The sequence below is a fragment of the Komagataeibacter intermedius TF2 genome (assembly GCF_000964425.1).
GTDB classification, from domain to species: Bacteria; Pseudomonadota; Alphaproteobacteria; order Acetobacterales; family Acetobacteraceae; genus Komagataeibacter; species Komagataeibacter intermedius.
On the sequence record NZ_BANF01000032.1, the window covers coordinates 1 to 22,097 of the forward strand.

At 61.0% G+C, this 22,097-nt stretch carries 20 protein-coding genes; all 20 read left to right on the forward strand.

Annotation, left to right across the window (positions count from 1 at the left end):
• A partial coding sequence (locus B7449_RS06220; RefSeq protein ID WP_048883501.1) for an efflux RND transporter permease subunit occupies positions 1-1,766 on the forward strand: 1,766 nt, incomplete at its 5' end.
• Entirely contained in the window at positions 1,763-3,049 is a 1,287-nt protein-coding gene (locus B7449_RS06225; RefSeq protein WP_048883505.1) for an efflux RND transporter periplasmic adaptor subunit, read from the forward strand. The genes B7449_RS06220 and B7449_RS06225, both read left to right, overlap by 4 nt.
• Positions 3,046-4,668, forward strand: a complete 1,623-nt coding sequence (locus B7449_RS06230) for an efflux transporter outer membrane subunit (RefSeq protein ID WP_052952422.1) — start codon at positions 3,046-3,048, stop codon at positions 4,666-4,668. Before B7449_RS06225 ends, B7449_RS06230 begins: the two co-directional genes overlap by 4 nt.
• Before the next feature lie 112 nt (positions 4,669-4,780).
• The gene (gene rplK, locus B7449_RS06235; protein WP_039732885.1) at positions 4,781-5,215 is read left to right on the forward strand and encodes a 50S ribosomal protein L11; all 435 of its coding nucleotides are present in this window, start codon (positions 4,781-4,783) and stop codon (positions 5,213-5,215) included.
• A gap of 5 nt (positions 5,216-5,220) precedes the next feature.
• Positions 5,221-5,916 (forward strand): 50S ribosomal protein L1, encoded by a 696-nt coding sequence (gene rplA / locus B7449_RS06240; protein WP_010513093.1) that lies wholly within the window; start codon positions 5,221-5,223, stop codon positions 5,914-5,916.
• A gap of 92 nt (positions 5,917-6,008) precedes the next feature.
• Positions 6,009-6,182 carry a hypothetical protein gene (locus B7449_RS21030; RefSeq protein WP_158003640.1) on the forward strand — a complete coding sequence of 58 codons (174 nt, stop codon included), beginning with the start codon at positions 6,009-6,011 and terminating at the stop codon, positions 6,180-6,182.
• Between the two features lie 15 nt (positions 6,183-6,197).
• The gene (gene rplJ, locus B7449_RS06245; protein WP_010513092.1) at positions 6,198-6,716 is read left to right on the forward strand and encodes a 50S ribosomal protein L10; all 519 of its coding nucleotides are present in this window, start codon (positions 6,198-6,200) and stop codon (positions 6,714-6,716) included.
• Between the two features lie 102 nt (positions 6,717-6,818).
• On the forward strand, positions 6,819-7,196 hold the full coding sequence (rplL, locus tag B7449_RS06250) for a 50S ribosomal protein L7/L12 (RefSeq protein WP_010506747.1): 378 nt from the start codon (positions 6,819-6,821) through the stop codon (positions 7,194-7,196).
• A 257-nt stretch (positions 7,197-7,453) separates the two neighbouring features.
• Positions 7,454-11,626 carry a DNA-directed RNA polymerase subunit beta gene (gene rpoB / locus B7449_RS06255; RefSeq protein WP_039732884.1) on the forward strand — a complete coding sequence of 1,391 codons (4,173 nt, stop codon included), beginning with the start codon at positions 7,454-7,456 and terminating at the stop codon, positions 11,624-11,626.
• 101 nt (positions 11,627-11,727) lie between these two features.
• On the forward strand, positions 11,728-15,924 hold the full coding sequence (gene rpoC, locus B7449_RS06260; protein WP_039732883.1) for a DNA-directed RNA polymerase subunit beta': 4,197 nt from the start codon (positions 11,728-11,730) through the stop codon (positions 15,922-15,924).
• Positions 15,925-16,338: 414 nt separating this feature from the next.
• Positions 16,339-16,710 carry a 30S ribosomal protein S12 gene (gene rpsL / locus B7449_RS06265; protein WP_023979007.1) on the forward strand — a complete coding sequence of 124 codons (372 nt, stop codon included), beginning with the start codon at positions 16,339-16,341 and terminating at the stop codon, positions 16,708-16,710.
• Between the two features lie 15 nt (positions 16,711-16,725).
• Entirely contained in the window at positions 16,726-17,202 is a 477-nt protein-coding gene (rpsG, locus tag B7449_RS06270; protein ID WP_007399617.1) for a 30S ribosomal protein S7, read from the forward strand.
• 93 nt (positions 17,203-17,295) lie between these two features.
• Positions 17,296-18,486, forward strand: a complete 1,191-nt coding sequence (tuf, locus tag B7449_RS06275) for an elongation factor Tu (protein ID WP_039732882.1) — start codon at positions 17,296-17,298, stop codon at positions 18,484-18,486.
• A 105-nt stretch (positions 18,487-18,591) separates the two neighbouring features.
• Positions 18,592-18,900 carry a 30S ribosomal protein S10 gene (gene rpsJ, locus B7449_RS06280; protein ID WP_007282720.1) on the forward strand — a complete coding sequence of 103 codons (309 nt, stop codon included), beginning with the start codon at positions 18,592-18,594 and terminating at the stop codon, positions 18,898-18,900.
• Between the two features lie 10 nt (positions 18,901-18,910).
• A complete protein-coding gene (gene rplC, locus B7449_RS06285; RefSeq protein WP_039732879.1) occupies positions 18,911-19,594 on the forward strand; it encodes a 50S ribosomal protein L3 in 684 nt (227 codons plus the stop codon).
• 12 nt (positions 19,595-19,606) lie between these two features.
• Complete coding sequence (gene rplD / locus B7449_RS06290) at positions 19,607-20,221, forward strand: 50S ribosomal protein L4 (protein WP_010506735.1); 615 nt, start codon at positions 19,607-19,609, stop codon at positions 20,219-20,221.
• A gap of 35 nt (positions 20,222-20,256) precedes the next feature.
• Complete coding sequence (locus B7449_RS06295) at positions 20,257-20,553, forward strand: 50S ribosomal protein L23 (protein ID WP_010506732.1); 297 nt, start codon at positions 20,257-20,259, stop codon at positions 20,551-20,553.
• A 16-nt stretch (positions 20,554-20,569) separates the two neighbouring features.
• A complete protein-coding gene (gene rplB, locus B7449_RS06300) occupies positions 20,570-21,400 on the forward strand; it encodes a 50S ribosomal protein L2 (protein WP_010513082.1) in 831 nt (276 codons plus the stop codon).
• A gap of 12 nt (positions 21,401-21,412) precedes the next feature.
• Positions 21,413-21,691: a 30S ribosomal protein S19 gene (gene rpsS, locus B7449_RS06305; RefSeq protein ID WP_007399623.1), complete on the forward strand. Its 279-nt coding sequence runs from the start codon at positions 21,413-21,415 to the stop codon at positions 21,689-21,691.
• A 2-nt stretch (positions 21,692-21,693) separates the two neighbouring features.
• On the forward strand, positions 21,694-22,095 hold the full coding sequence (gene rplV / locus B7449_RS06310) for a 50S ribosomal protein L22 (protein WP_007399624.1): 402 nt from the start codon (positions 21,694-21,696) through the stop codon (positions 22,093-22,095).
• Positions 22,096-22,097: the final 2 nt, after the last annotated feature.

Here is a 22,097-nt window from a genome sequence, read left to right on the forward strand (position 1 = left end):
CCTTCATCCTGTCGCGCACGCTGGTGCCGACCATGGCCAAATACATGCTGGCGGCACAGGTCGCGGCCCATGCGGCAGCCAGGGCCGCGGGCGGGCATCAGGAGCCGCGTAATATCTTCGGTCGCTTCCAGCAGGGGTTCGAGCGGAAATTCGTGACCTTCCGCAACCGCTACCGCGCCATTCTGGAACACCTGATCAGCATACGCGGGCGGTTCGTGCCGATATTCGGTATCGGGGCGTTTTCCTCGCTCGTGCTGCTGGTGTTCGCGGGGCAGGACTTCTTCCCCGAAATCAATTCCAATGCGCTGGCGCTGCACATGCGCGCGCCGATGGGCACCAAGATCGCGGAAGCCGGCAAGATTTCCATGCTGGTGAATGACGAGATCGAACGCCTGCTGCCGGGACAGGTCGAGGGGATCGTCAATAACTGCGGCCTGCCGTTCAGCCCGCTCAACCAGGCCTTCATTCCCACGCCGACCGTGGGCGCGCAGGACTGTGACCTGACCGTGACGCTGAAGAACGAGGAAGCGCCCGTCGCCAAATTCCGCACCATCCTGCGCAAGGGACTGGCGGAGAAATTCCCCGGAACCGAACTCACCTTCATGCCGGCTGACCTTACGGCCAAGATCCTGAACTTCGGCCTGCCCGCGCCGCTGGATGTGCAGGTGACGGGGCGCAACCTGTACGCCAATTTCGATTTTGCCGAAAAGCTGGCCGAAAAGCTGCGCCATGTCACCGGCATTGCCGACGTGGCGGTGCAGGAACCGTTGAATACGCCCACGCTGCGCGTCAATGCGCGCCGTACCTATGCGCTGGGCACCGGCCTGACCGAAGCGGATGTGGCGAACAATGCGCTGGCCGTCCTGTCGGGCAGCGGGCAGGTGGCGCCCACCTACTGGCTGGACCCCAAGACCGGGGTGTCGCACCTGGTGGATATCCAGACGCCGCTGCAGTTCCTGCAGACCATGAACGATCTGGAGACCATTCCCATCGACAAGGGGGATGGCAACCCGCAGGACAAGGCGCCCCAGATTCTGGGCGGGCTGAGCGATATCGTGCAGACAGGCACGCCGGGCGAGGTCTCGCACTACAACATCATGCCGGTGTTCAATATCTATGCCTCGACCGAGGGACTGGACCTTGGCGCGGTCTCGCGTGAAGTCACGCGGGTGGTGGACAGCGTGCGCAAGGACCTGCCCGCAGGCTCCAGCCTGACAATCCGTGGTCAGGCGGAAACCATGAACGGTGCCTATACCCAGCTGATCGGCGGGCTGGCGATGTCGATCCTGCTGGTGTACCTGATCATCGTGGTCAACTTCCAGTCGTGGATGGACCCGTTCATCATCATCACCGCGCTGCCCGGTGCGCTGGCCGGTATTTCATGGAGCCTGTTCCTGACGCATACCGCGCTGTCGGTGCCGGCGCTGACGGGGGCGATCATGTGCATGGGCACGGCCACGGCCAATTCCATCCTTGTCGTCTCGTTCGCGCGGGAACGGATGGATGTGCATGGAGATGCGCTGCGGGCCGCGATCGAGGCGGGGTATGAACGTATCCGCCCCGTGCTGATGACGGCGTCGGCCATGATCATCGGCATGCTGCCCATGTCGCTAAGCAATTCGCAGAATGCCCCGCTGGGCCGTGCCGTCATGGGCGGCCTGCTGGTGGCGACCTGCGCCACGCTGCTGTTCGTACCCTGCGTATTCGCCCTGATTCATTCCAGAAAGTCCAAGAAGTCCGCCGTTGGCGAAGGAGAGCACGCATGACCGCCACAGGCGAAAACCCCCCGCCGCGCATGTCCGGGCGTGCACGGCTGTATGTCACCCTGGGTGGGGTTGTGGTGGCCGCCATTGTCGCGGGTGGCATCCTTGAACGCCGGATTCATGTCTCGCACCTGAAGGACGCGGCACAGGATGCGGCCATTCCCCGCGTGCAGGTGATCCTGCCGCAAAAGGGGCCCAAGACCCGCACGCTGGACCTGCCGGGCAATATCTCGGCATGGTATCAGGCGCCGATCTTTGCGCAGGTCTCGGGCTATGTGCAGATGTGGTACAAGGACATTGGCGCGAAGGTGAAGGCGGGCGAGATCCTCGCCACCATTGATACACCGGGGCTGGATGCGCAGTACGCCGCCTCCAAGGCCAATTTTGACGTGGCCATGGCACGGTACAGGCTGGCGCAGATCACGGCCCGACGCTGGCGCGCGCTGCAGGGCACGCAGGCCGTGTCGCAGCAGGAAGTAGATGTTCAGGCCGCCAATGCCGAAGTCAACCAGGCGGAGGTCGAGGCCGCGCGGCATGAAGTCTCCCGCTATGCCGCGCTGATCGCGTTCAAGCAGATCGTGGCCCCGTTTGATGGCGTGGTGACATCCCGCCTGGCGGATGTGGGCGATTACGTGAATGCCGGTGGCGGGGACGTCTCCTCACGCGGGAACGCGACCGAACTGTTCAGCGTGGCGGACGTGCACCGCATGCGCGTGTTCGTATCCGTGCCGCAGGATTATGCCGACATCATCAGCCCCAGGCTGGAAGGCGATGTATCGGTGCCGCAGTATCCGGGGCGGGTGTTCAAGGCCAAGTTCCTTGCCACGGCAAAGGCATTCAGCGCCGGCACGCGTACCGTGACGACGGAACTGGTGGTGGATAACGACAAGCGTGAACTGTGGCCGGATTCCTATGCCAATGTACACTTTGTCGCACCCGGTGACCCCGATATCCTGATAGTTCCCGAAGGTGCCCTTGTGTTTCGCGCGCAGGGCATGCAGGTGGCGGTCGTGGACGCCGATGACCGCATACGCCTGCGTAATGTAACGGTTGGCACCAATCTGGGGACGAAAGTGCAGGTTCTGGCGGGTATCGGTCCAAAGGACCGGATTGTGAACAACCCTTCCGCGGGGCTGCTGGAGGGCCAGAAGGTCTATCTGGTCGGCGCGACGCCGGGATATAATGACGCTGGCGCCACGGCTTCGCCAGCGGTGGACAAGGGTGACGACGTGCGGGCCATGCCGGCAGGGGACAGCAATGCAGGCGATACGGGGGTGCGCCAATGAATGGAGCGCCACGCGACCTGCCATGCGCCCGCCTGTCGCGCCGCATGCTTTCGCTGGCGGGATGCGCCGCCATTGCCGGCACGCTGGCGGGCTGCGTTGACCTGGCCCCCAAATATCGTGGCCAGCATTACCTGCTGCCTGACAACTGGAAGGGCGACGGGGTGGTGCAGTTCGGCACCCCGCAGGATGCTGCGACCCGTGGTGACTGGTGGAAGGTCTTCCACGACTCCACCCTTGATGAACTGGAGGAACGCGCCAGTCACCTGAACCCCAACCTGCAGGCCGATGCGGAAGCCTTTACCCAGGCGCGTGACATCGCGGCGGAAGCACAGTCGAACCTGTATCCGCAGATCACCGGCGGGGCAGGGGCGTCCCAGAACCAGGCATCCAGCCACAGGCTGTGGCGTGGTGCGGGGTCGCAGGGTCCGATCTACATGTCATCCGAACAGTACAGCGCCGCCGCGCGGTGGGAGCCGGATTTCTGGTCCGCCATCCGTAACCGCAGGCGTGTCCAGCAGCGGCTGGCGCAGGCGGCGGCAGCCGATTTCGCGGTGGCAAGGCTGAGCATCCAGTCCGAACTGGCCAATGACTACATGCAGCTGCGCGGGATGGATGCGCAGCATGCGGTCTATCTCGACTCGATCCGATATTACGAAACTGCGGTCAAGATTACCAAGATGCGGCAGGCTGGTGCGATTGCGGCCGGGATCGACGTATCGCGTGCGCAGACGCAGCTGTCCTCCACCCAGGCATCGGATACGGACCTGCAGGCCCGGCGCGCCGTGATGGAACACGCCATTGCGATTCTGGTGAATGTGACGCCGACCAGTTTCCATATCCAGCCCCGTGCGCAGATTACGTTTCCCAAGGTCGCGACGCCTGTTGGCGTTCCCGCCACCCTGCTGGAACGGCGTCCCGACATTGCCAGTGCCGAACGACACATGGCGGCGGCCAACCGGGCCATAGGCGTATCACGTGCGGCGTTCTTCCCACGTGTAACCTTCAGCGCGACAGCCGGTTTCATGGATAACGGCTTCACGCTCGATAAATTCGCCAACGGCATGTACAACTACGCCGCGCAGGCGGTCATGCCCCTGTTCCAGGGCGGCTTGCGGCGTGCGGAAGTGCAGCGCAACTGGTCGCAGTACCGGCAGGCGGAAGACCAGTACCGCGCCATCGTGCTGGATGCGTTCAAGGATGTGGAAGACGGCCTGAGCCTGACCCATGACCTAAATATCGAATCCGTCCAGCAGGCCGAAGCCGTGCAGGCCTCCATGCGCACGCAGAACATGACCATGCAGCTTTATACCGGTGGTCTGACCAATTACCTCGACGTAGTGGTGGCGCAGGTCGCCGCACTGCAGGCTCGTATTGCAGAAGTGCAGGTGGAAACGCGCTACATGCAGGCGCAGGTGGAACTGATCCGCTCACTGGGTGGCGGCTGGAGTTCGGCCGAACTGCCCAATAACAAGCAGATCAAGCCGTTTGGTCCCCTGCAGTACACACATATGCGCATGCCGCGGTCCTTCAGTGGCGTGAATGTTGATAATGGCCCCGATTCCCTGGACCTGTCGGGCAAGTCATTTCATGACGGGGACTTGACAGCACCCTCCAAATAGCGGTAGGTGCGCGCCTCTTATCGGAACGCGGGAGGTCGCGCTTCCTGCCCATGCGGGGCAGGGGCGGGCCACCAGAACCGCGGTCCGGGTGAAACAGTCAGGAGCCCCGGATATGGCCAAAAAAATCGTTGGCTACATCAAGCTGCAAATCCCCGCCGGCAAGGCGAATCCGTCCCCGCCGGTTGGTCCGGCACTGGGTCAGCGCGGCCTGAACATCATGCAGTTCTGCAAGGAGTTCAACGCGAAGACGCAGGGTCTCGAACCCGGTATGCCGATTCCCGTCGTCATTACCGCGTATGCCGACCGTACGTTCAGCTTCATTACCAAGACCCCGCCGAACACCTACTTCCTGATGAAGGCCGCCAAGGTTTCCAAGGGCAGCTCGACCGTAGGCAAGGCCGCGTCCGTTGGTAAGGTCACGATCGCGCAGCTGCGCGAGATTGCCGAGACGAAGCAGAAAGACATGAACGCCAACGATATCGACGGCGCCGTGCGCATGCTGGCGGGTTCCGCCCGCTCCATGGGTCTCGACGTGGTGGAGGGCTGATTACAATGGCAAAGAACAAGCGTCTGACCGCAGCCCGCGCCGCTGTCGATAGCATGAAGCAGTATGGTCTTGATGAGGCCATCAACCTGGTCAAGCAGAACGCCAAGGCGAAGTTTGACGAGACCGTCGAAATCTCCATGAACCTTGGCATCGACCCGCGTCATGCCGACCAGATGGTCCGTGGCCTGCTGTCCCTGCCCAACGGCACGGGCAAGACCCTGCGCGTTGGCGTGTTCGCCCGTGGCCCGAAGGCCGAGGAAGCGACGGCCGCCGGTGCCGACGTGGTCGGTGCCGAGGATCTGGCTGAAAAGGTGAAGGCGGGCGAAATCGAGTTTGACCGCTGCATCGCGACGCCGGACATGATGGCGCTGGTCGGTCGTCTGGGCAAGATCCTTGGCCCGCGTGGCCTGATGCCCAACCCCAAGCTGGGCACCGTGACCATGGACGTGAAGGGCGCGGTTTCCGCAGCCAAGTCCGGTCAGGTCGAATACCGCGCGGAAAAGGCCGGTATCGTGCACGCAGGCGTTGGCAAGGCATCGTTTGACGAAGCCAAGCTGGCCGAAAACATCCGTGCGTTCGTGGACGCCGTCCAGAAGGCCCGCCCCGCGGGTGCGAAGGGCACGTATGTCAAGAAGATCGCCCTGTCCTCCACCATGGGGCCGGGTGTTACGGTTGACGCGTCCGCTTTCACTGCGGGCTGATCGACTGAAGGATGACCTTGCCCCGTAAAAAGGGCGAGGGAACAGGAGATGGCGACCCTGTCGCCATTTTCCGAACCTGTCCATGACCGGATGTGGCGCAAGCCTTGATTGCCCGCACGGGCTGCAACCGGGAGACGGGGATTGCCGGATCGGGGCGAAAGCCCGCACTGGTTGTTCCGTTTGAAAGGACAGGCGAACCGGGGTGTCGCAGGCTTGCCGCGCGCCCCAAGGGTAAACCCTATCTGCCGGTCTATGCCGGCAGATGATGATGGAGACGGGATTTGGACCGTACGGAGAAGCGGGAGTTTGTTGCCTCCCTCGCAGCCGTGTTCGCGAAGACGTCCATGGTCATCGTCACCCGTAATGACGGGCTGAGCGTGGCTGATGTGACGGAACTTCGGCGTCGCGTGCGTGCGGCAGGAGCTACACACAAGGTCGCGAAGAACCGGCTGGCCTCTCTCGCCCTGGCAGGGACCCAGTTCGAAGGCATCAAGCCGCTGCTGAAGGGGCCGACCGCGTTGTCGTGGGCGGATGAACCCGTAGCAGTGGCGAAGGTGCTGGTCGAGTTCGCCAAAACCAATGACAAGCTTGTTCTGCTCGGTGGATCGCTTGGTGCCCAGACGCTCAACGTCGAAAGCATCAAGGCTCTGGCCGAGCTGCCGTCCCTGGACGTTCTGCGCGCGCAGCTGGTGGGGCTTATCTCCACGCCGGCAACGCGTATCGCAGGCGTGCTCCAGGCGCCGGCCGGACAGCTTGCACGGGTTTTTGGTGCCTATGCCAAGACGGGCGAAGCAGCCTGAGACCTATGACCCGGCCCGCCGGGTTATCAACAAAATGGCATTTTCCCGAAAAAACGGGATTGTGCTGTGCCAACCAGTGTATAAATTAGGAAGACCAAAATTATGGCCGATCTGAACAAGATTGTTGAAGACCTGTCCGCTCTGACCGTTCTGGAAGCTGCCGAGCTGTCCAAGCTGCTGGAAGAAAAGTGGGGCGTTTCCGCTGCCGCTCCGGTTGCCGTGGCTGCTGCTCCGGGTGCTGCTGCTGGTGGCGCGCCGGCTGAAGAGAAGACCGAGTTCGACGTTGTCCTGACCAAGGCGGGCGACAAGAAGATCAACGTGATCAAGGAAATCCGCGCGATCACGGGTCTGGGCCTGAAGGAAGCCAAGGATCTGGTCGAGGGCGCGCCCAAGACCATCAAGGAAGGCGCCAGCAAGGATGAAGCCGAAAAGATCAAGAAGACCCTTGAAGACAACGGCGCTGCTGTCGAAATCAAATAAGTTGGCCAATCGGGATGCGTCCGTTATGACGCACTCTGGCTAATTGTTCAGGTGAGGGTGGAAACCGTCTGGTTTCCGCCCCCTTGGCCGTTACAGGCACCCTGGCCGCAAGGCTTCGGGTGCCTTTGGTGGTAGATGGGGTCGGTCAGGGCATTACGCCCGGATGCGGCCCGCCAAGGATTTTTACGGGCCGCGCAGTCCGCGTGATATTCGTGTCACGGTCGTGCGGACCTGTGTGGATGGGGGCTGGATAGGCGATGAACGCGATTACAAAATCGTTCACGGGACGCAAACGCATCCGCAAGAGCTTCGGGCACATACCCGAGGTCGCTCCGATGCCCAATCTGATCGACGTGCAGCGGGCAAGCTACGAAACGTTCCTTCAGATGAATGTCGCGCCCGACAGCCGGACGCCGACGGGCCTGCAGGAAGTGTTCCGTTCCGTCTTTCCGATCAATGACTTTGCAGGGCGCGGGCGTCTGGAATTCGTCAGCTACGAGCTGGAGGAGCCGAAATACGACGTTGAGGAATGCATTCAGCGTGGCCTGACCTTTGCCGCGCCGCTGAAGGTGATCCTGCGCCTGATCGTGTGGGACGTGGATGAAGATACCGGGTCGCGCTCGATCCGCGATATCAAGGAACAGCCGGTCTACATGGGCGACATGCCGCTCATGACCGATAACGGCACCTTCATCATCAACGGGACCGAGCGTGTCATCGTCAGCCAGATGCATCGCAGCCCGGGCGTGTTCTTCGATCACGACAAGGGCAAGACCCATTCTTCGGGCAAGTTCCTGTTCGCTGCGCGTGTCATTCCCTATCGTGGTTCGTGGCTTGATTTCGAATTCGACAGCAAGGACCTGATCTATGTCCGCATCGACCGCAAGCGCAAGCTGCCGGTCACCACGCTGCTGTACGCGCTGGAAGGCGCGGAATCCGAAGCTGCCCGCGCCGCAAAGGCCGCCGAGGGCGGGGATGTGGAGTCCATGGAAATCCAGGGCATGTCCCCGGATGAGATCCTGAGCTACTTCTATGGCAAGGTCGAATTCGCCAAGACGGAAAAGGGCTGGGCCCGCCGTTTCGATGCGGACGCCTTTCGTGGCATGAAGCTGCTTGAGCCGCTGATCGACGCCCAGACGGGTGAGGAAGTGGCTCCGGTCGATGCGAAGCTGACTGCCCGCATGGTCCGTAAGATCGCGGAAACCACCAAGGAAGTGCTGGTCGGTCCCGCTGGCCTGATCGGGCGTTTCATCGCATCCGACATCGTCAACGAGCACACGGGCGAGATCTATGCCGAAGCCGGTGACGAACTGACCGAGCAGAAGCTGGAAGAGCTTGAGGAAGTCGGCCTGACCACGCTGTCCACCCTGGCGGTGGATGCGGCCAATGGCCCGTGGATCCGCAATACGCTTGCAGTGGACAAGAATGCCTCGCGCGATGAGGCGCTGACCGACATCTACCGTGTCATGCGCCCCGGCGAGCCGCCGACGCCCGAGACGGCGGAAGCCATGTTCTCCGGCCTGTTCTTCGACCCCGACCGTTATGACCTGTCCGCCGTGGGCCGCGTGAAGATGAACATGCGCCTTGGCGTGGATGTGCCCGACACGGTGCGCGTCCTGCGCAAGGAAGACATCCTGCGCACCGTCAAGATCATGTGCGAACTGAAGGACGGTCGCGGCGCGATCGATGACATCGACAACCTTGGCAACCGTCGCGTGCGTTCGGTTGGCGAGTTGATGGAAAATCAGTACCGCGTCGGCCTGCTGCGCATGGAGCGCGCCATCCGCGAGCGCATGGGTTCGGTCGATATCGATACGGTCATGCCGCATGACCTGATCAACGCCAAGCCGGCCGCCGCCGCGGTGCGTGAGTTCTTTGGTTCCTCCCAGCTCAGCCAGTTCATGGACCAGACCAACCCGCTGTCGGAAGTCACGCACAAGCGTCGTCTTTCCGCACTGGGTCCGGGGGGCCTGACACGTGAGCGCGCGGGCTTCGAGGTCCGTGACGTGCACCCGACGCATTATGGCCGTATCTGCCCGATCGAGACGCCGGAAGGCCCGAACATCGGTCTGATCAACTCACTGGCCACCTACGCCAAGGTGAACAAGTACGGCTTTATCGAAACCCCGTACCGCATGGTGGAAGACGGCGTCCTTCAGGATGGCTGGAAATATCTTTCCGCCATGGAAGAAGAAAAGCTGGTCGTCGCCCAGGCGGATGCCAGCCAGGACGCGCAGGGCCACCTGACGGATGATCTGGTTTCGGTGCGTCGTGGCGGTGACTTCCGCCAGGTTCCGCCCACGGATGTGACGGCATGCGACGTGTCGCCCAAGCAGCTTGTCTCGGTCGCCGCGGCCCTCATTCCGTTCCTTGAGAACGATGACGCCAACCGCGCGCTGATGGGTTCGAACATGCAGCGTCAGGCCGTGCCGCTGGTGCGTTCCGATGCGCCGCTGGTCGGCACGGGCATGGAAGCGGCCGTGGCGCATGACTCGGGTGCCGCAATCGTCGCGCGTCGCCATGGTATCGTGGACCAGATCGATGGCGCGCGTATCGTTGTCCGCGCGACGGATGATGCCGGTGCGACGCAGGGCGTGGATATCTACCGCCTGCGCAAGTACATGCGTTCCAACCAGTCCACCTGCATCAACCAGCGTCCGCTGGTGCGCGTGGGGGACCAGGTCCGTGCGGGTGAGATCATCGCTGATGGTCCGTCCACGGAACTGGGTGAACTGGCGCTGGGCCGCAACGTGCTCGTCGCATTCATGCCCTGGAACGGTTACAACTTCGAAGATTCGATCCTGATTTCCGAGCGGATCGCGCGTGATGACGTCTTTACCTCGATCCACATCGAGGAATTCGAGGTCATGGCCCGTGATACCAAGCTGGGTCAGGAAGAAATCACCCGCGACATCCCGAATGTCGGTGAGGAAGCACTGCGCAACCTCGACGAAGCGGGGATCGTGTATGTGGGCGCCGAGGTGAACCCCGGTGACATCCTGATCGGCAAGGTCACGCCAAAGGGCGAAAGCCCGATGACGCCGGAAGAAAAGCTGCTGCGCGCCATCTTCGGTGAAAAGGCGTCCGACGTCCGTGACACGTCGCTCAAGCTGCCGCCGGGCACGACGGGCACCATTGTTGACGTGCGTGTGTTCTCCCGCCGTGGCGTGGACAAGGACGAGCGCGCCATGGCCATCGAGCGCGCCGAGATCGAACGCCTTGCCAAGGATCGTGACGATGAACGCGCCATTCAGGAACGTTCGTTCTACAACCGTCTGCGTGAACACCTGATTGGCCAGACGGCAGGCACGGGTTTCAAGGGTATCCGTTCGGGCACGGTCATCACGGATGAGGTCCTGTCCGAACATCCGCGTGGCGCATGGCGCAACATCACCGTGATGTCTGACGAGGTCATGGCGGAACTGGAAACGCTGCGTCGTGAATTCGATGCCGCCGTTGCCAAGATCCAGGCCCGTTTCGACAACAAGGTGGAAAAGCTGCAGCGCGGCGACGAACTGCCGCCGGGCGTGATGAAGATGGTCAAGGTCTTTGTCGCGGTGAAGCGCAAGCTGCAGCCGGGTGACAAGATGGCCGGCCGTCACGGCAACAAGGGTGTCGTCTCCCGCGTTGTGCCGGTCGAGGACATGCCGTTCCTTGAGGATGGCACGTCGGTCGATCTGGTGTTGAACCCGCTGGGCGTGCCGTCGCGCATGAACGTGGGGCAGATCCTTGAGACGCATCTGGGCTGGGCCTGCGCCAATATAGGGCGTCAGGTGGCGCAGCTGGCCGATGATTACCAGCGCCACGGTGAAAAGCGGCAGGAACTGCTGGATGAACTGAAGTCGATCTATGGCGACAAGGTGTATGACGAGCAGATCGGTGACATGACCGATGCCCAGTTGCTGGAGCTGTGTGGCAACCTGCGCAAGGGCGTGCCGATCGCAACGCCGGTGTTCGATGGCGCGTCCATCCCGGATATCGAGACCATGCTGCAGAAGGCTGGTGTGGACAAATCCGGGCAGTCGCAGCTGATTGACGGGCGCACGGGCGAGCCGTTTGAGCGTAAGACCACCGTTGGTTACATCTACATGCTCAAGCTGCATCACCTTGTCGATGACAAGATCCATGCCCGTTCCATCGGTCCGTACTCGCTGGTGACCCAGCAGCCGCTGGGTGGTAAGGCGCAGTTCGGTGGGCAGCGCTTTGGTGAAATGGAAGTGTGGGCGCTGGAAGCTTACGGCGCCGCCTACACACTGCAGGAAATGCTGACGGTCAAATCGGATGACGTATCCGGTCGTACCAAGGTGTATGAAGCCATCGTGCGTGAGCAGGATGATTTCGAAGCTGGTATTCCGGAAAGCTTCAACGTCCTGATCAAGGAACTGAAGTCCCTTGGCCTGAATGTTGACCTGGAACAGAGCGGTTCCTGACCGGACCTTATGTTGCACGTCGGTCCATACATTTTTCTTTCAGGAGTGGAAGCAGGTAACGCGGCTGCTTCCGCTTCATTCCCTCAGGGGGTTTGCGGCGCATGAATGAACTCATGAAGATCCTTGGTCAGGGCGGCCAGGCCATGACCTTCGATCAGATCAAGATCCAGCTGGCTTCGGCCGAGCAGATCCGTTCCTGGTCGTACGGCGAGATCAAGAAGCCCGAGACCATCAACTACCGGACATTCAAGCCGGAACGTGATGGCCTGTTCTGCGCGCGGATATTCGGTCCGATCAAGGACTATGAATGTCTGTGCGGCAAGTACAAGCGGATGAAATTCCGCGGTATCATCTGCGAAAAGTGCGGCGTTGAAGTGACGCTGGCGAAGGTCCGGCGCGAGCGCATGGGCCATATCGAACTCGCCAGCCCCGTCGCCCATATCTGGTTCCTCAAGTCGCTGCCCAGCCGTATCGGCCTGATGGTCGACATGACGCTGAAGGATCTGGAAAAGATCCTGTATTTCGAAAGCTATGTGGTTCTGGAGCCCGGCACGTCGCCGCTCAAGCAGTACAGCCTGCTGACGGAAGACCAGTACCTTGATGTCATGGATGAACATGGCGACGAGGGGATCGAGGTCGGGATCGGCGCGGAAGCGATCAAGAAGATCCTGGAACGCATCGACTGCAAGGTCGAAAAGGAAGAACTGCGTCAGGAACTGAAGGACACCACGTCCGAGGCCAAGCGCAAGAAGCTGGTCAAGCGCCTGAAGCTGGTCGAGGCCTTCGCCGACAGTGAATCGCGTCCGGAATGGATGATCCTTGACCTGGTACCGGTCATCCCGCCCGAACTGCGCCCGCTGGTGCCGTTGGATGGCGGCCGGTTTGCCACGTCGGACCTGAACGATCTGTACCGTCGCGTCATCAACCGTAACAACCGTCTCAAGCGGCTGATCGAACTGCGTGCGCCGGACATCATTGTCCGTAACGAAAAGCGCATGCTGCAGGAATCGGTCGATGCGCTGTTTGACAACGGTCGTCGTGGCCGCGCCATCACCGGCGCAAACAAGCGTCCGCTTAAGTCGCTGTCCGACATGCTGAAGGGCAAGCAGGGTCGCTTCCGTCAGAACCTGCTGGGCAAGCGCGTCGACTATTCCGGCCGTTCGGTCATCGTGGTCGGGCCGGAACTGAAGCTGCACCAGTGTGGCCTGCCCAAGAAGATGGCGCTGGAACTGTTCAAGCCGTTCATCTATTCCAAGCTGGAAAAATACGGTCATGCCACCACCATCAAGGCCGCAAAGCGGATGGTGGAAAAGGAACGTCCCGAGGTCTGGGATATCCTTGAAGAAGTGATCCGCGAACACCCCGTCATGCTCAACCGTGCGCCGACGCTGCACCGTCTGGGCATCCAGGCGTTCGAACCGGTGCTGATCGAAGGCAAGGCGATCCAGCTTCACCCGCTGGTCTGCACCGCCTTCAACGCGGACTTTGACGGTGACCAGATGGCCGTGCACGTCCCGCTGAGCCTCGAGGCCCAGCTGGAAGCGCGCGTGCTGATGATGTCCACCAACAACATCCTCAGCCCCGCCAACGGCAAGCCCATCATCGTGCCGTCACAGGATATCGTGCTCGGGCTGTATTACCTCAGCCTCGAGACACCGGAATTCCGCGCCACCCCTGACCAGAACAGCTATGACGACAAGGGGCAGGTGACGGTTGCGGGTGCGCCGTCCTTCTCCAGCGTTGGCGAAGTGGAATATGCGCTCAGCACCGGCGCCGTGAAGCTGCATGACAAGATCCGTGCGCGGATCGAGAATGTCGATGCCGAGGGCAAGGTCACGCGCGAAACCGTCGTGACCACGCCGGGCCGCATGCTCGTGGCCCAGATCCTGCCGCGCAATGCAGCGCTGCCGTTCTCGCTGATCAACCGCCAGCTGACCAAGAAGATCGTGTCGGACGTCATCGACGCGGTCTACCGTCACTGCGGCCAGAAAGAATGCGTGATCTTCTGTGATCGCCTGATGGGCCTCGGGTTCCGTCATGCGGCGAAGTCGGGCATTTCCTTCGGCAAGGACGACATGATCGTCCCGACCGAGAAGAAGGAACTGGTCGATCGCACCGCAGCCGAGGTGAAGGAGTTCGAGCAGCAGTATCAGGACGGTCTGATTACCGCAGGCGAGCGCTACAACAAGGTGGTCGATGCATGGTCGCGCTGCACGGACGAAGTGCAGGCCGCGATGATGAAGGAGATTTCCAAGCAGGAAATCGGCAAGCCGACCAACTCGGTGTGGATGATGAGCCACTCCGGTGCCCGTGGGTCGCCAGCACAGATGAAGCAGCTGGCCGGCATGCGTGGCCTGATGGCCAAGCCGTCGGGTGAGATCATCGAACAGCCGATCATCGCCAACTTCAAGGAAGGCCTGTCGGTTCTCGATTACTTCACGTCCAGCCATGGTGCACGTAAGGGCCTGGCCGATACCGCGCTGAAGACCGCGAACTCGGGCTACCTGACCCGCCGTCTGGTCGACGTGGCGCAGGACAGCATCATCGTCGAGGAAGATTGCGGCACCGAGCGTGGCCTGACGGTCCGTGCGGTCATGGATGGCGGCGAAGTCGTTGCATCCCTGTCCGAGCGTATGCTGGGTCGTACGCTGGCAGCTGATGTGCTGGATCCGGCGACCGGCAAGGTACTGTTCCCGCGCAACACGCTGATCGAGGAAGCCCAGGCGGAGCAGATCGAGAAGGCGGGTGTCGAAAGCCTGCTGATCCGTTCCGTGCTGACCTGTGACAGCCGTGTAGGCGTATGTGGTCACTGCTATGGCCGTGACCTCGCACGCGGCACGCCTGTCAATATCGGTGAAGCCGTGGGTGTCATTGCTGCGCAGTCCATTGGTGAGCCGGGCACCCAGCTGACCATGCGTACCTTCCATATCGGTGGTGCGGCGCAGCGTGGCGCCGAGCAGTCTATGGTCGAGGCGTCGCGTGACGGCAAGGTGACGATCCGCAACAAGAACGTTGTGCATAACAGTCAGAACGTGCCCATCGTCATGTCGCGTAACTGCGAAATCCTGCTGACGGATGATCGTGGTACCGAACGCGCCCGTTACCGTGTGCCCTATGGTGCGCGCCTGCTGGTGGAAGACGGGGCAGCGGTAACACGCGGCCAGAAAATGGCCGAGTGGGATCCGTACACCCTGCCGATCATCACCGAGCAGCCCGGTAAGGTTGAATACCTCGACCTGATCGACTCCATCACCCTGGTGGAGCGGATGGATGAGGTGACCGGCCTGACATCCAAGGTGGTCGTGGATTACAAGCAGGCTTCCAAGGGGATCGACCTGCGTCCGCGCCTGCAGCTGAAGGATGCCAACGGCGATGTCGTGAAGCTGGCCAACGGTAACGATGCCCGCTACTTCCTGTCGCCTGACTCGCTGCTGTCGGTCGAGAACGGCGCGCAGGTCAACGCAGGTGACGTGCTGGCCCGTATTCCGCGTGAAGGGTCCAAGACGCGTGACATTACCGGTGGTCTGCCGCGCGTGGCCGAACTGTTCGAGGCGCGTCGTCCGAAGGACCATGCCATCATCTCGGAAACCGAGGGGCGTGTGGAATTCGGCAAGGACTACAAGTCCAAGCGCCGTGTCATCGTGAAGAACGACGAGACGGGTGAGGAAACGGATTACCTGATCCCCAAGGGCAAGCACGTTTCCGTTCAGGAAGGCGACTTCGTCCAGGTTGGCGATCCGCTGGTCGATGGTCCGCGCGTGCCGCATGACATCCTGAAGGTTCTGGGTGTCGAGGCGCTGTCCGACTATCTGGTCAACGAGATCCAGGATGTCTACCGACTGCAGGGCGTGAAGATCAATGACAAGCACATTGAAGTCATTGTCCGCCAGATGCTGCAGAAGGTGGAAATCCTTGAGCCGGGTGATACGACCTACCTGATCGGTGAGACGGTGGACCGTATCGAGTACGAGGAAGAGAACACGAAGCGCCTGAACATGGGCGAACGTCCGGCTGTTGCCATGCCTGTGCTGCAGGGCATCACGAAGGCGTCGCTGCAGACGCAGTCCTTCATCTCCGCCGCATCCTTCCAGGAGACCACACGTGTCCTGACAGAGGCTGCCACAGCAGGTAAGAAGGATACGCTGAACGGCCTGAAGGAGAACGTGATTGTCGGTCGCCTGATCCCGGCAGGGACGGGCAGCGTGATGAACAAGCTCCGTGCCGTTGCGGCGGGCGAAGACAAGCAGCGTCTGGCTCAGGCCCGCGCTGCGGTGGCCACGACCAAGGCCGCCGAGTAACAATACGAGTGAAATGCCAGGTACCGCAGGTCGGTATCTGGCATGATTCGGTGCTGCACTATTGTCACCATCCGATTCAGGCGGTATCAGCGGCCTGACGGAGCGGTGCTCCGAGTCCGGTGGAACAGAGTCGCTCTGTCGGACTGCTAGCGAATCCTGCGCAAGGCTTGACTTTTGGTCAGTTTGCCCGTAGGTAACGCGCCCTCGGCTAGCCCTGTCTGAAAGACGTCGTTGGCCGTCGAATGCAGCATGCAGGCATGCGGTGCCGCAGTCCGGGAATCGGGCTGCCCAGGCCGGATGTAAATATGATGCCCGAACGGATGGTTGTCATTCGTTGGGGTTTTGTTGTGAACGACAGTCGGCAACCAGATATGGGGTTGGCCGGCCGAATTTTGTAAGGATCGGGAAAGGCGTATGCCGACCATCAACCAGTTGATCGCGAAAGGTCGCGAGCCCGCAGCCAAACGCAACAAGGTTCCTGCTCTGCAGGGCTGTCCGCAGAAGCGTGGCGTTTGTACTCGTGTTTACACAGTCACACCAAAGAAGCCGAACTCGGCTCTGCGTAAGGTGGCGAAAGTACGCCTGACCAACGGTTATGAGGTTGTGAGCTATATTCCAGGTGAGGGGCATAACCTCCAGGAACATAGTGTTGTCCTGATCCGTGGTGGTCGCGTTAAGGATCTTCCTGGCGTGCGTTATCACATCCTGCGCGGCGTTCTGGACACCCAGGGTATCGCCAAGCGTCGTCAGCGTCGCTCGCTCTATGGCGCGAAGCGTCCTAAGTAAAAGGAATAACGAGGCATGAGTCGCCGTCATCGCGCAGTAAAGCGCGAGATTCTCCCCGATCCGAAATTTGGTGATGTCGTCATTACGCGTTTCATGAACGCCCTGATGTACGACGGCAAGAAGTCCACCGCTGAAGGGATCGTCTATGGCGCCCTTGAGGTGCTGCGTCGCCGTGGTGGCGCGGCTGCGGACCCTGTGGTCATGTTCCACAGCGCGCTGGACAACGTCAAGCCGGCTGTCGAGGTGCGTTCCCGCCGTGTTGGTGGCGCCACCTATCAGGTTCCGGTCGAAGTCCGGGCTGAGCGCCGTCAGGCGCTGGCGATCCGCTGGCTGATCGACGCATCGCGCAAGCGGGGCGAGAACACCATGCAGGATCGCCTGTCGAACGAACTTCTTGATGCCGTCAACAATCGTGGCGCAGCGGTCAAGAAGCGCGAAGACACGCACCGCATGGCCGAAGCCAACAAGGCATTCAGTCATTACCGCTGGTAAAGGCGGTCTGTCCGGTATATCTACCGGCCCGGCTTCCGAAACGGAACTTTCCAACCCGACTCTCAGCACGAGGCTGAGTTAACGGAGAAAACGATGGCAAAGGCTAAATTTGAGCGGAATAAGCCGCACTGTAACATCGGTACGATTGGTCACGTCGATCACGGCAAGACCTCGCTGACCGCTGCTATCACCAAGACGCTGGCGAAGGCCGGTGGTGCGGAATTCAAGGCGTACGACATGATCGACGCCGCGCCGGAAGAACGCGCCCGTGGCATCACCATCTCGACCGCCCACGTCGAGTACGAGACCGCAAAGCGTCACTACGCACATGTCGACTGCCCCGGCCACGCCGACTATGTGAAGAACATGATCACCGGTGCCGCGCAGATGGATGGCGCGATCCTGGTTGTGTCCGCTGCTGACGGTCCGATGCCGCAGACGCGTGAGCACATCCTGCTGGCCCGTCAGGTTGGCGTGCCGGCACTGGTCGTGTTCCTGAACAAGGTTGACCAGGTTGACGATCCGGAACTGCTGGAACTCGTCGAAATGGAAGTGCGTGAGCTGCTGTCCGCTTACCAGTTCCCCGGCGACGATATCCCCATCATCAAGGGTTCAGCCCTGGTGACGCTGGAAGACGGTGATCCGGAAGTTGGCGAAAACCGCGTCCTCGACCTGATGAACGCCGTTGACGACTACATTCCGCAGCCGGAGCGTCCGATCGACCGTCCGTTCCTTATGCCGATCGAAGACGTGTTCTCCATCTCCGGTCGTGGCACCGTGGTGACGGGCCGTGTCGAGCGTGGCGCCGTGAACGTTGGCGACGAAATCGAGATCGTTGGTCTGCGTCCGACGCAGAAGACGACCGTGACCGGCGTTGAAATGTTCCGCAAGCTGCTTGATCGCGGTGAAGCAGGTGACAACATCGGCGCGCTGCTGCGTGGCACGAAGCGTGAAGACGTTGAGCGTGGCCAGGTGCTGGCAAAGCCGGGTTCCATCACCCCGCACACCAAGTTCAAGGCGGAAGCCTACATCCTGACGAAGGAAGAGGGTGGCCGTCACACGCCGTTCTTCACCAACTATCGTCCGCAGTTCTATTTCCGCACGACCGACGTCACTGGCGTTGTTCACCTGCCGGAAGGCACGGAAATGGTCATGCCTGGCGATAACGTCGCCATGGATGTGGAGCTGATCGCTCCGATCGCCATGGATGAAGGCCTGCGCTTCGCTATCCGCGAAGGTGGCCGCACCGTTGGTGCAGGTGTTGTTGCTTCCATCACGGCGTGATTGGACAGTAACTGAAGTGTGGGATCCCGGTCGGAGCGATCCGGCCGGGTTTCCATTGCGGATCGGGTTCCCCCGAATCAGGTAAAGTTGGACTGAAACAGAAAGATGGACAACCAGAACATCCGCATTCGCCTGAAGGCGTACGATCATCGGGTGCTTGACAACAGCACGAAAGAGATCGTCAACACGGCGAAGCGTACGGGTGCGCGGGTTCGGGGTCCTATCCCGCTGCCGACGCATATTGAACGGTTCACCGTGAACCGCTCCCCCCACGTGGATAAGAAAAGCCGCGAGCAGTTCGAAATTCGGACCCATCGCCGGCTGCTCGACATTGTCGAGCCGACCCCGCAGACCGTGGACGCTCTCATGAAACTCGACCTCGCCGCTGGCGTGGATGTCGAGATTAAACTCTAAGGTCCAGACGATGCGCACCGGATTGATCGCAAAAAAGCTGGGTATGACCCGGCTGTTCAAGGAAGACGGCACACATGTGCCGGTGACTGTCCTGCAGGTTGATGATCTGCAGGTGGTTGATGTCCGTACGACCGAGCGTGATGGCTACACCGCCGTTCAGCTCGGGTCGGGCAAGGCCAAGGTCAAAAATGTGTCGAAGCCGAACCGCGGCCATTTTGCCAAGGCCAAGGTCGAGCCCAAGAAGAAGCTGGCTGAATTCCGCGTTGCGGATGATGCCGTCCTGGACGTCGGGGCTTCTCTGTCTGCCACCCACTTCGTGGTGGGACAGAAGGTGGACGTTACCGGCACCAGCAAGGGTAAAGGTTTTGCCGGCGCGATGAAGCGCTGGAACTTTGCCGGTCTCGAAGCCACCCACGGTGTCTCGATCAGTCACCGTTCGCACGGTTCGACGGGTAACCGTCAGGATCCGGGCAAGGTTTTCAAGAACAAGAAGATGGCCGGTCATCTCGGTTCCGAGCGTGTAACCACGCTGAACCTTGAGATTGCGGCTGTTGACGCCGAAAAGAACCTGATCATGATCCGCGGCTCCGTGCCGGGCGGAAAGAATGAATCGGTTCTGGTTCGTGATGCGATCAAGAAGGCCCGTCATGCCGAGGCGCCGTATCCGGCGGCCCTGGTTGAGGCCGCGGGCTGAGGATAGAGGGCAATGGATTACGATATCAAAACCCTCGATAACGGAAGCGCAGGCAAGGCCAGCCTTCCCGACGAGATTTTCGCCGCAACGCCGCGCACGGATATCATGGCGCGCGTGGTGCACTGGCAGCTGGCAAAGCGCCGGGCCGGTACGCATAAGGTCAAGGGCATGGGGGAAATCTCCGGCACGACCAAGAAGCCGTACCGCCAGAAGGGCACCGGCAGCGCCCGTCAGGGTTCACTGCGTTCGCCGCAGTACCGCACCGGTGGTGTGGTCCATGGTCCGGTCGTGCGTGATCATGGCTATGACCTGCCCAAGAAGGTGCGCCGTCTGGGCCTGATCTCCGCGCTGTCGCAGAAGGCGGCGGAAGGGAAGCTGGTCGTGCTTGATGCGGCGACCGCCTCGGGCAAGTCGGCTGAGCTTGCGAAGAAGCTGAAGGTTCTGGGCTGGACTTCCGCCCTGATCGTGGATGCCGCCGTTGAAGAAAACTTCGGCCGTGCCGCGCGTAACCTTCCGAAGATCGACATTCTCCCGACCATCGGTGCGAATGTCTATGACATCCTGAACCACGATGTGCTGGCAATCACCCGCGCAGGTGTTGAGGGACTGAAGGAGCGTCTGGCATGACCAACATCCCGGCAATCCGCAAGAAAGCGGAACGCATGTCGCGCGAAGCGATGTACGACATTATCCGCGCGCCCCTGATCACGGAAAAGGCCACGGCCCTGTCCGAGAAGAATCAGGTCGGTTTCAAGGTTGCGATCGATGCGACGAAGCCGGAAATCAAGGTAGCGGTCGAGACGCTGTTTGGTGTGAAGGTTCTGGGTGTCAACACGCTCATCCAGAAGGGTAAGGCCAAGCGCTTCAAGGGACGTCCCGGCCAGCGCTCGGATGTGAAGAAGGCGTTTGTCCAGCTTGCAGAAGGTCAGTCCATTGACCTGACCGCGAAGCTGGTCTGACGTGGGGTGACAAGAAATGGCATTGAAGCACTTTAATCCAGTTACCCCCAGCCTGCGCGGAACGGTTCTGATCGACCGCAAGGAGCTGTGGAAAGGCAAGCCCGTCAAGGGCCTGACCGAGGGGAAGAACAAGAGCGGCGGCCGTAACAACCACGGTCGCACCACCTCGCGTTTTATTGGTGGCGGACATAAGCAGTCCTACCGCTATGTCGATTTCAAGCGTCGCAAGTTCGATGTGGTCGGCACGGTGGAACGTCTTGAGTATGATCCCAACCGCACGGCCTTCATCGCCCTCATCAAGTATGAAGATGGCGAACTGGCCTACATCATCGCACCGCAGCGCCTGAAGGCAGGTGACCAGGTCGTTGCTGGCGCCCGGGCTGACATCAAGCCGGGCAATGCAATGCCCCTGTCGGCGGTTCCGGTGGGAACGATCATCCACAACATCGAGCTCAAGGCCGGTGGTGGTGGCAAGATTGCCCGTTCCGCTGGTACCTACGCACAGCTGGTCGGCAAGGATGTGGGCTATGCCCAGATCAAGCTGCAGTCCGGTGAACTGCGTGTCGTCCGTGCGGAGTGCATGGCTACCATCGGTGCCGTGTCCAACCCGGATAACATGAACCAGCATCTGGGCAAGGCCGGCCGTAACCGCTGGCTGGGCCGCCGTCCGCATAACCGTGGTGTCGTCATGAACCCGGTTGATCACCCGCATGGTGGTGGTGAAGGGCGGACCTCGGGCGGTCGTCATCCGGTTACGCCATGGGGCAAGCCGACTAAGGGTTACAAGACCAGGGTCAACAAGCGTACGGACAGTCTGATTATCCGTCGCCGGAAGACCGGCAAGTAAGGGGCATTTAAGATGGCACGTTCCGTCTGGAAGGGCCCGTTCGTGGACGGGTATCTGCTGAACAAAGCCGATGCATCGCGCGCGTCGGGCCGTAACGAAGTGATCAAGATCTGGTCGCGTCGATCCACCATCCTGCCGCAGTTCGTCGGACTGACGTTCGGCGTCTATAACGGGCATAAATTCCTGCCGGTGCAGGTTTCCGAGAATATGGTGGGGCACAAGTTCGGTGAGTTTTCACCGACCCGTACCTTCACGGGTCATTCTTCGGACAAGAAAGCGAAGCGGGGCTGATCATGAGCAAGCCTAAGCATCCGCGCACGCTCGCGGAAACCGAGGCGCAGGCGCTGACGCGGAACATCCGCATCAGCCCGCGCAAGCTGAACCTTGTTGCGGGTCTGATCCGCAACAAGCCGGCTGCGCAGGCGATTGCTACCCTCACATTCTCCAAGCGTCGTATCGCCCAGCAGGTCAAGAAGACCCTGGAAAGCGCGATCGCCAACGCCGAGAACAACCATCAGCTGGACGTTGACCAGCTGGTTGTTGCCCGTGCAGAGGTGGGCAAGTCGATCGTGATGCGTCGTTTCCACGCACGTGGTCGTGGCCGTTCGGCCCGCATCGAGAAGTTCTTCAGCCATCTGACCATTGTCGTGGCGGAAAAGAAGCCCGAAGCTGAAACCGAAAAGAAGGCGGCCTGATC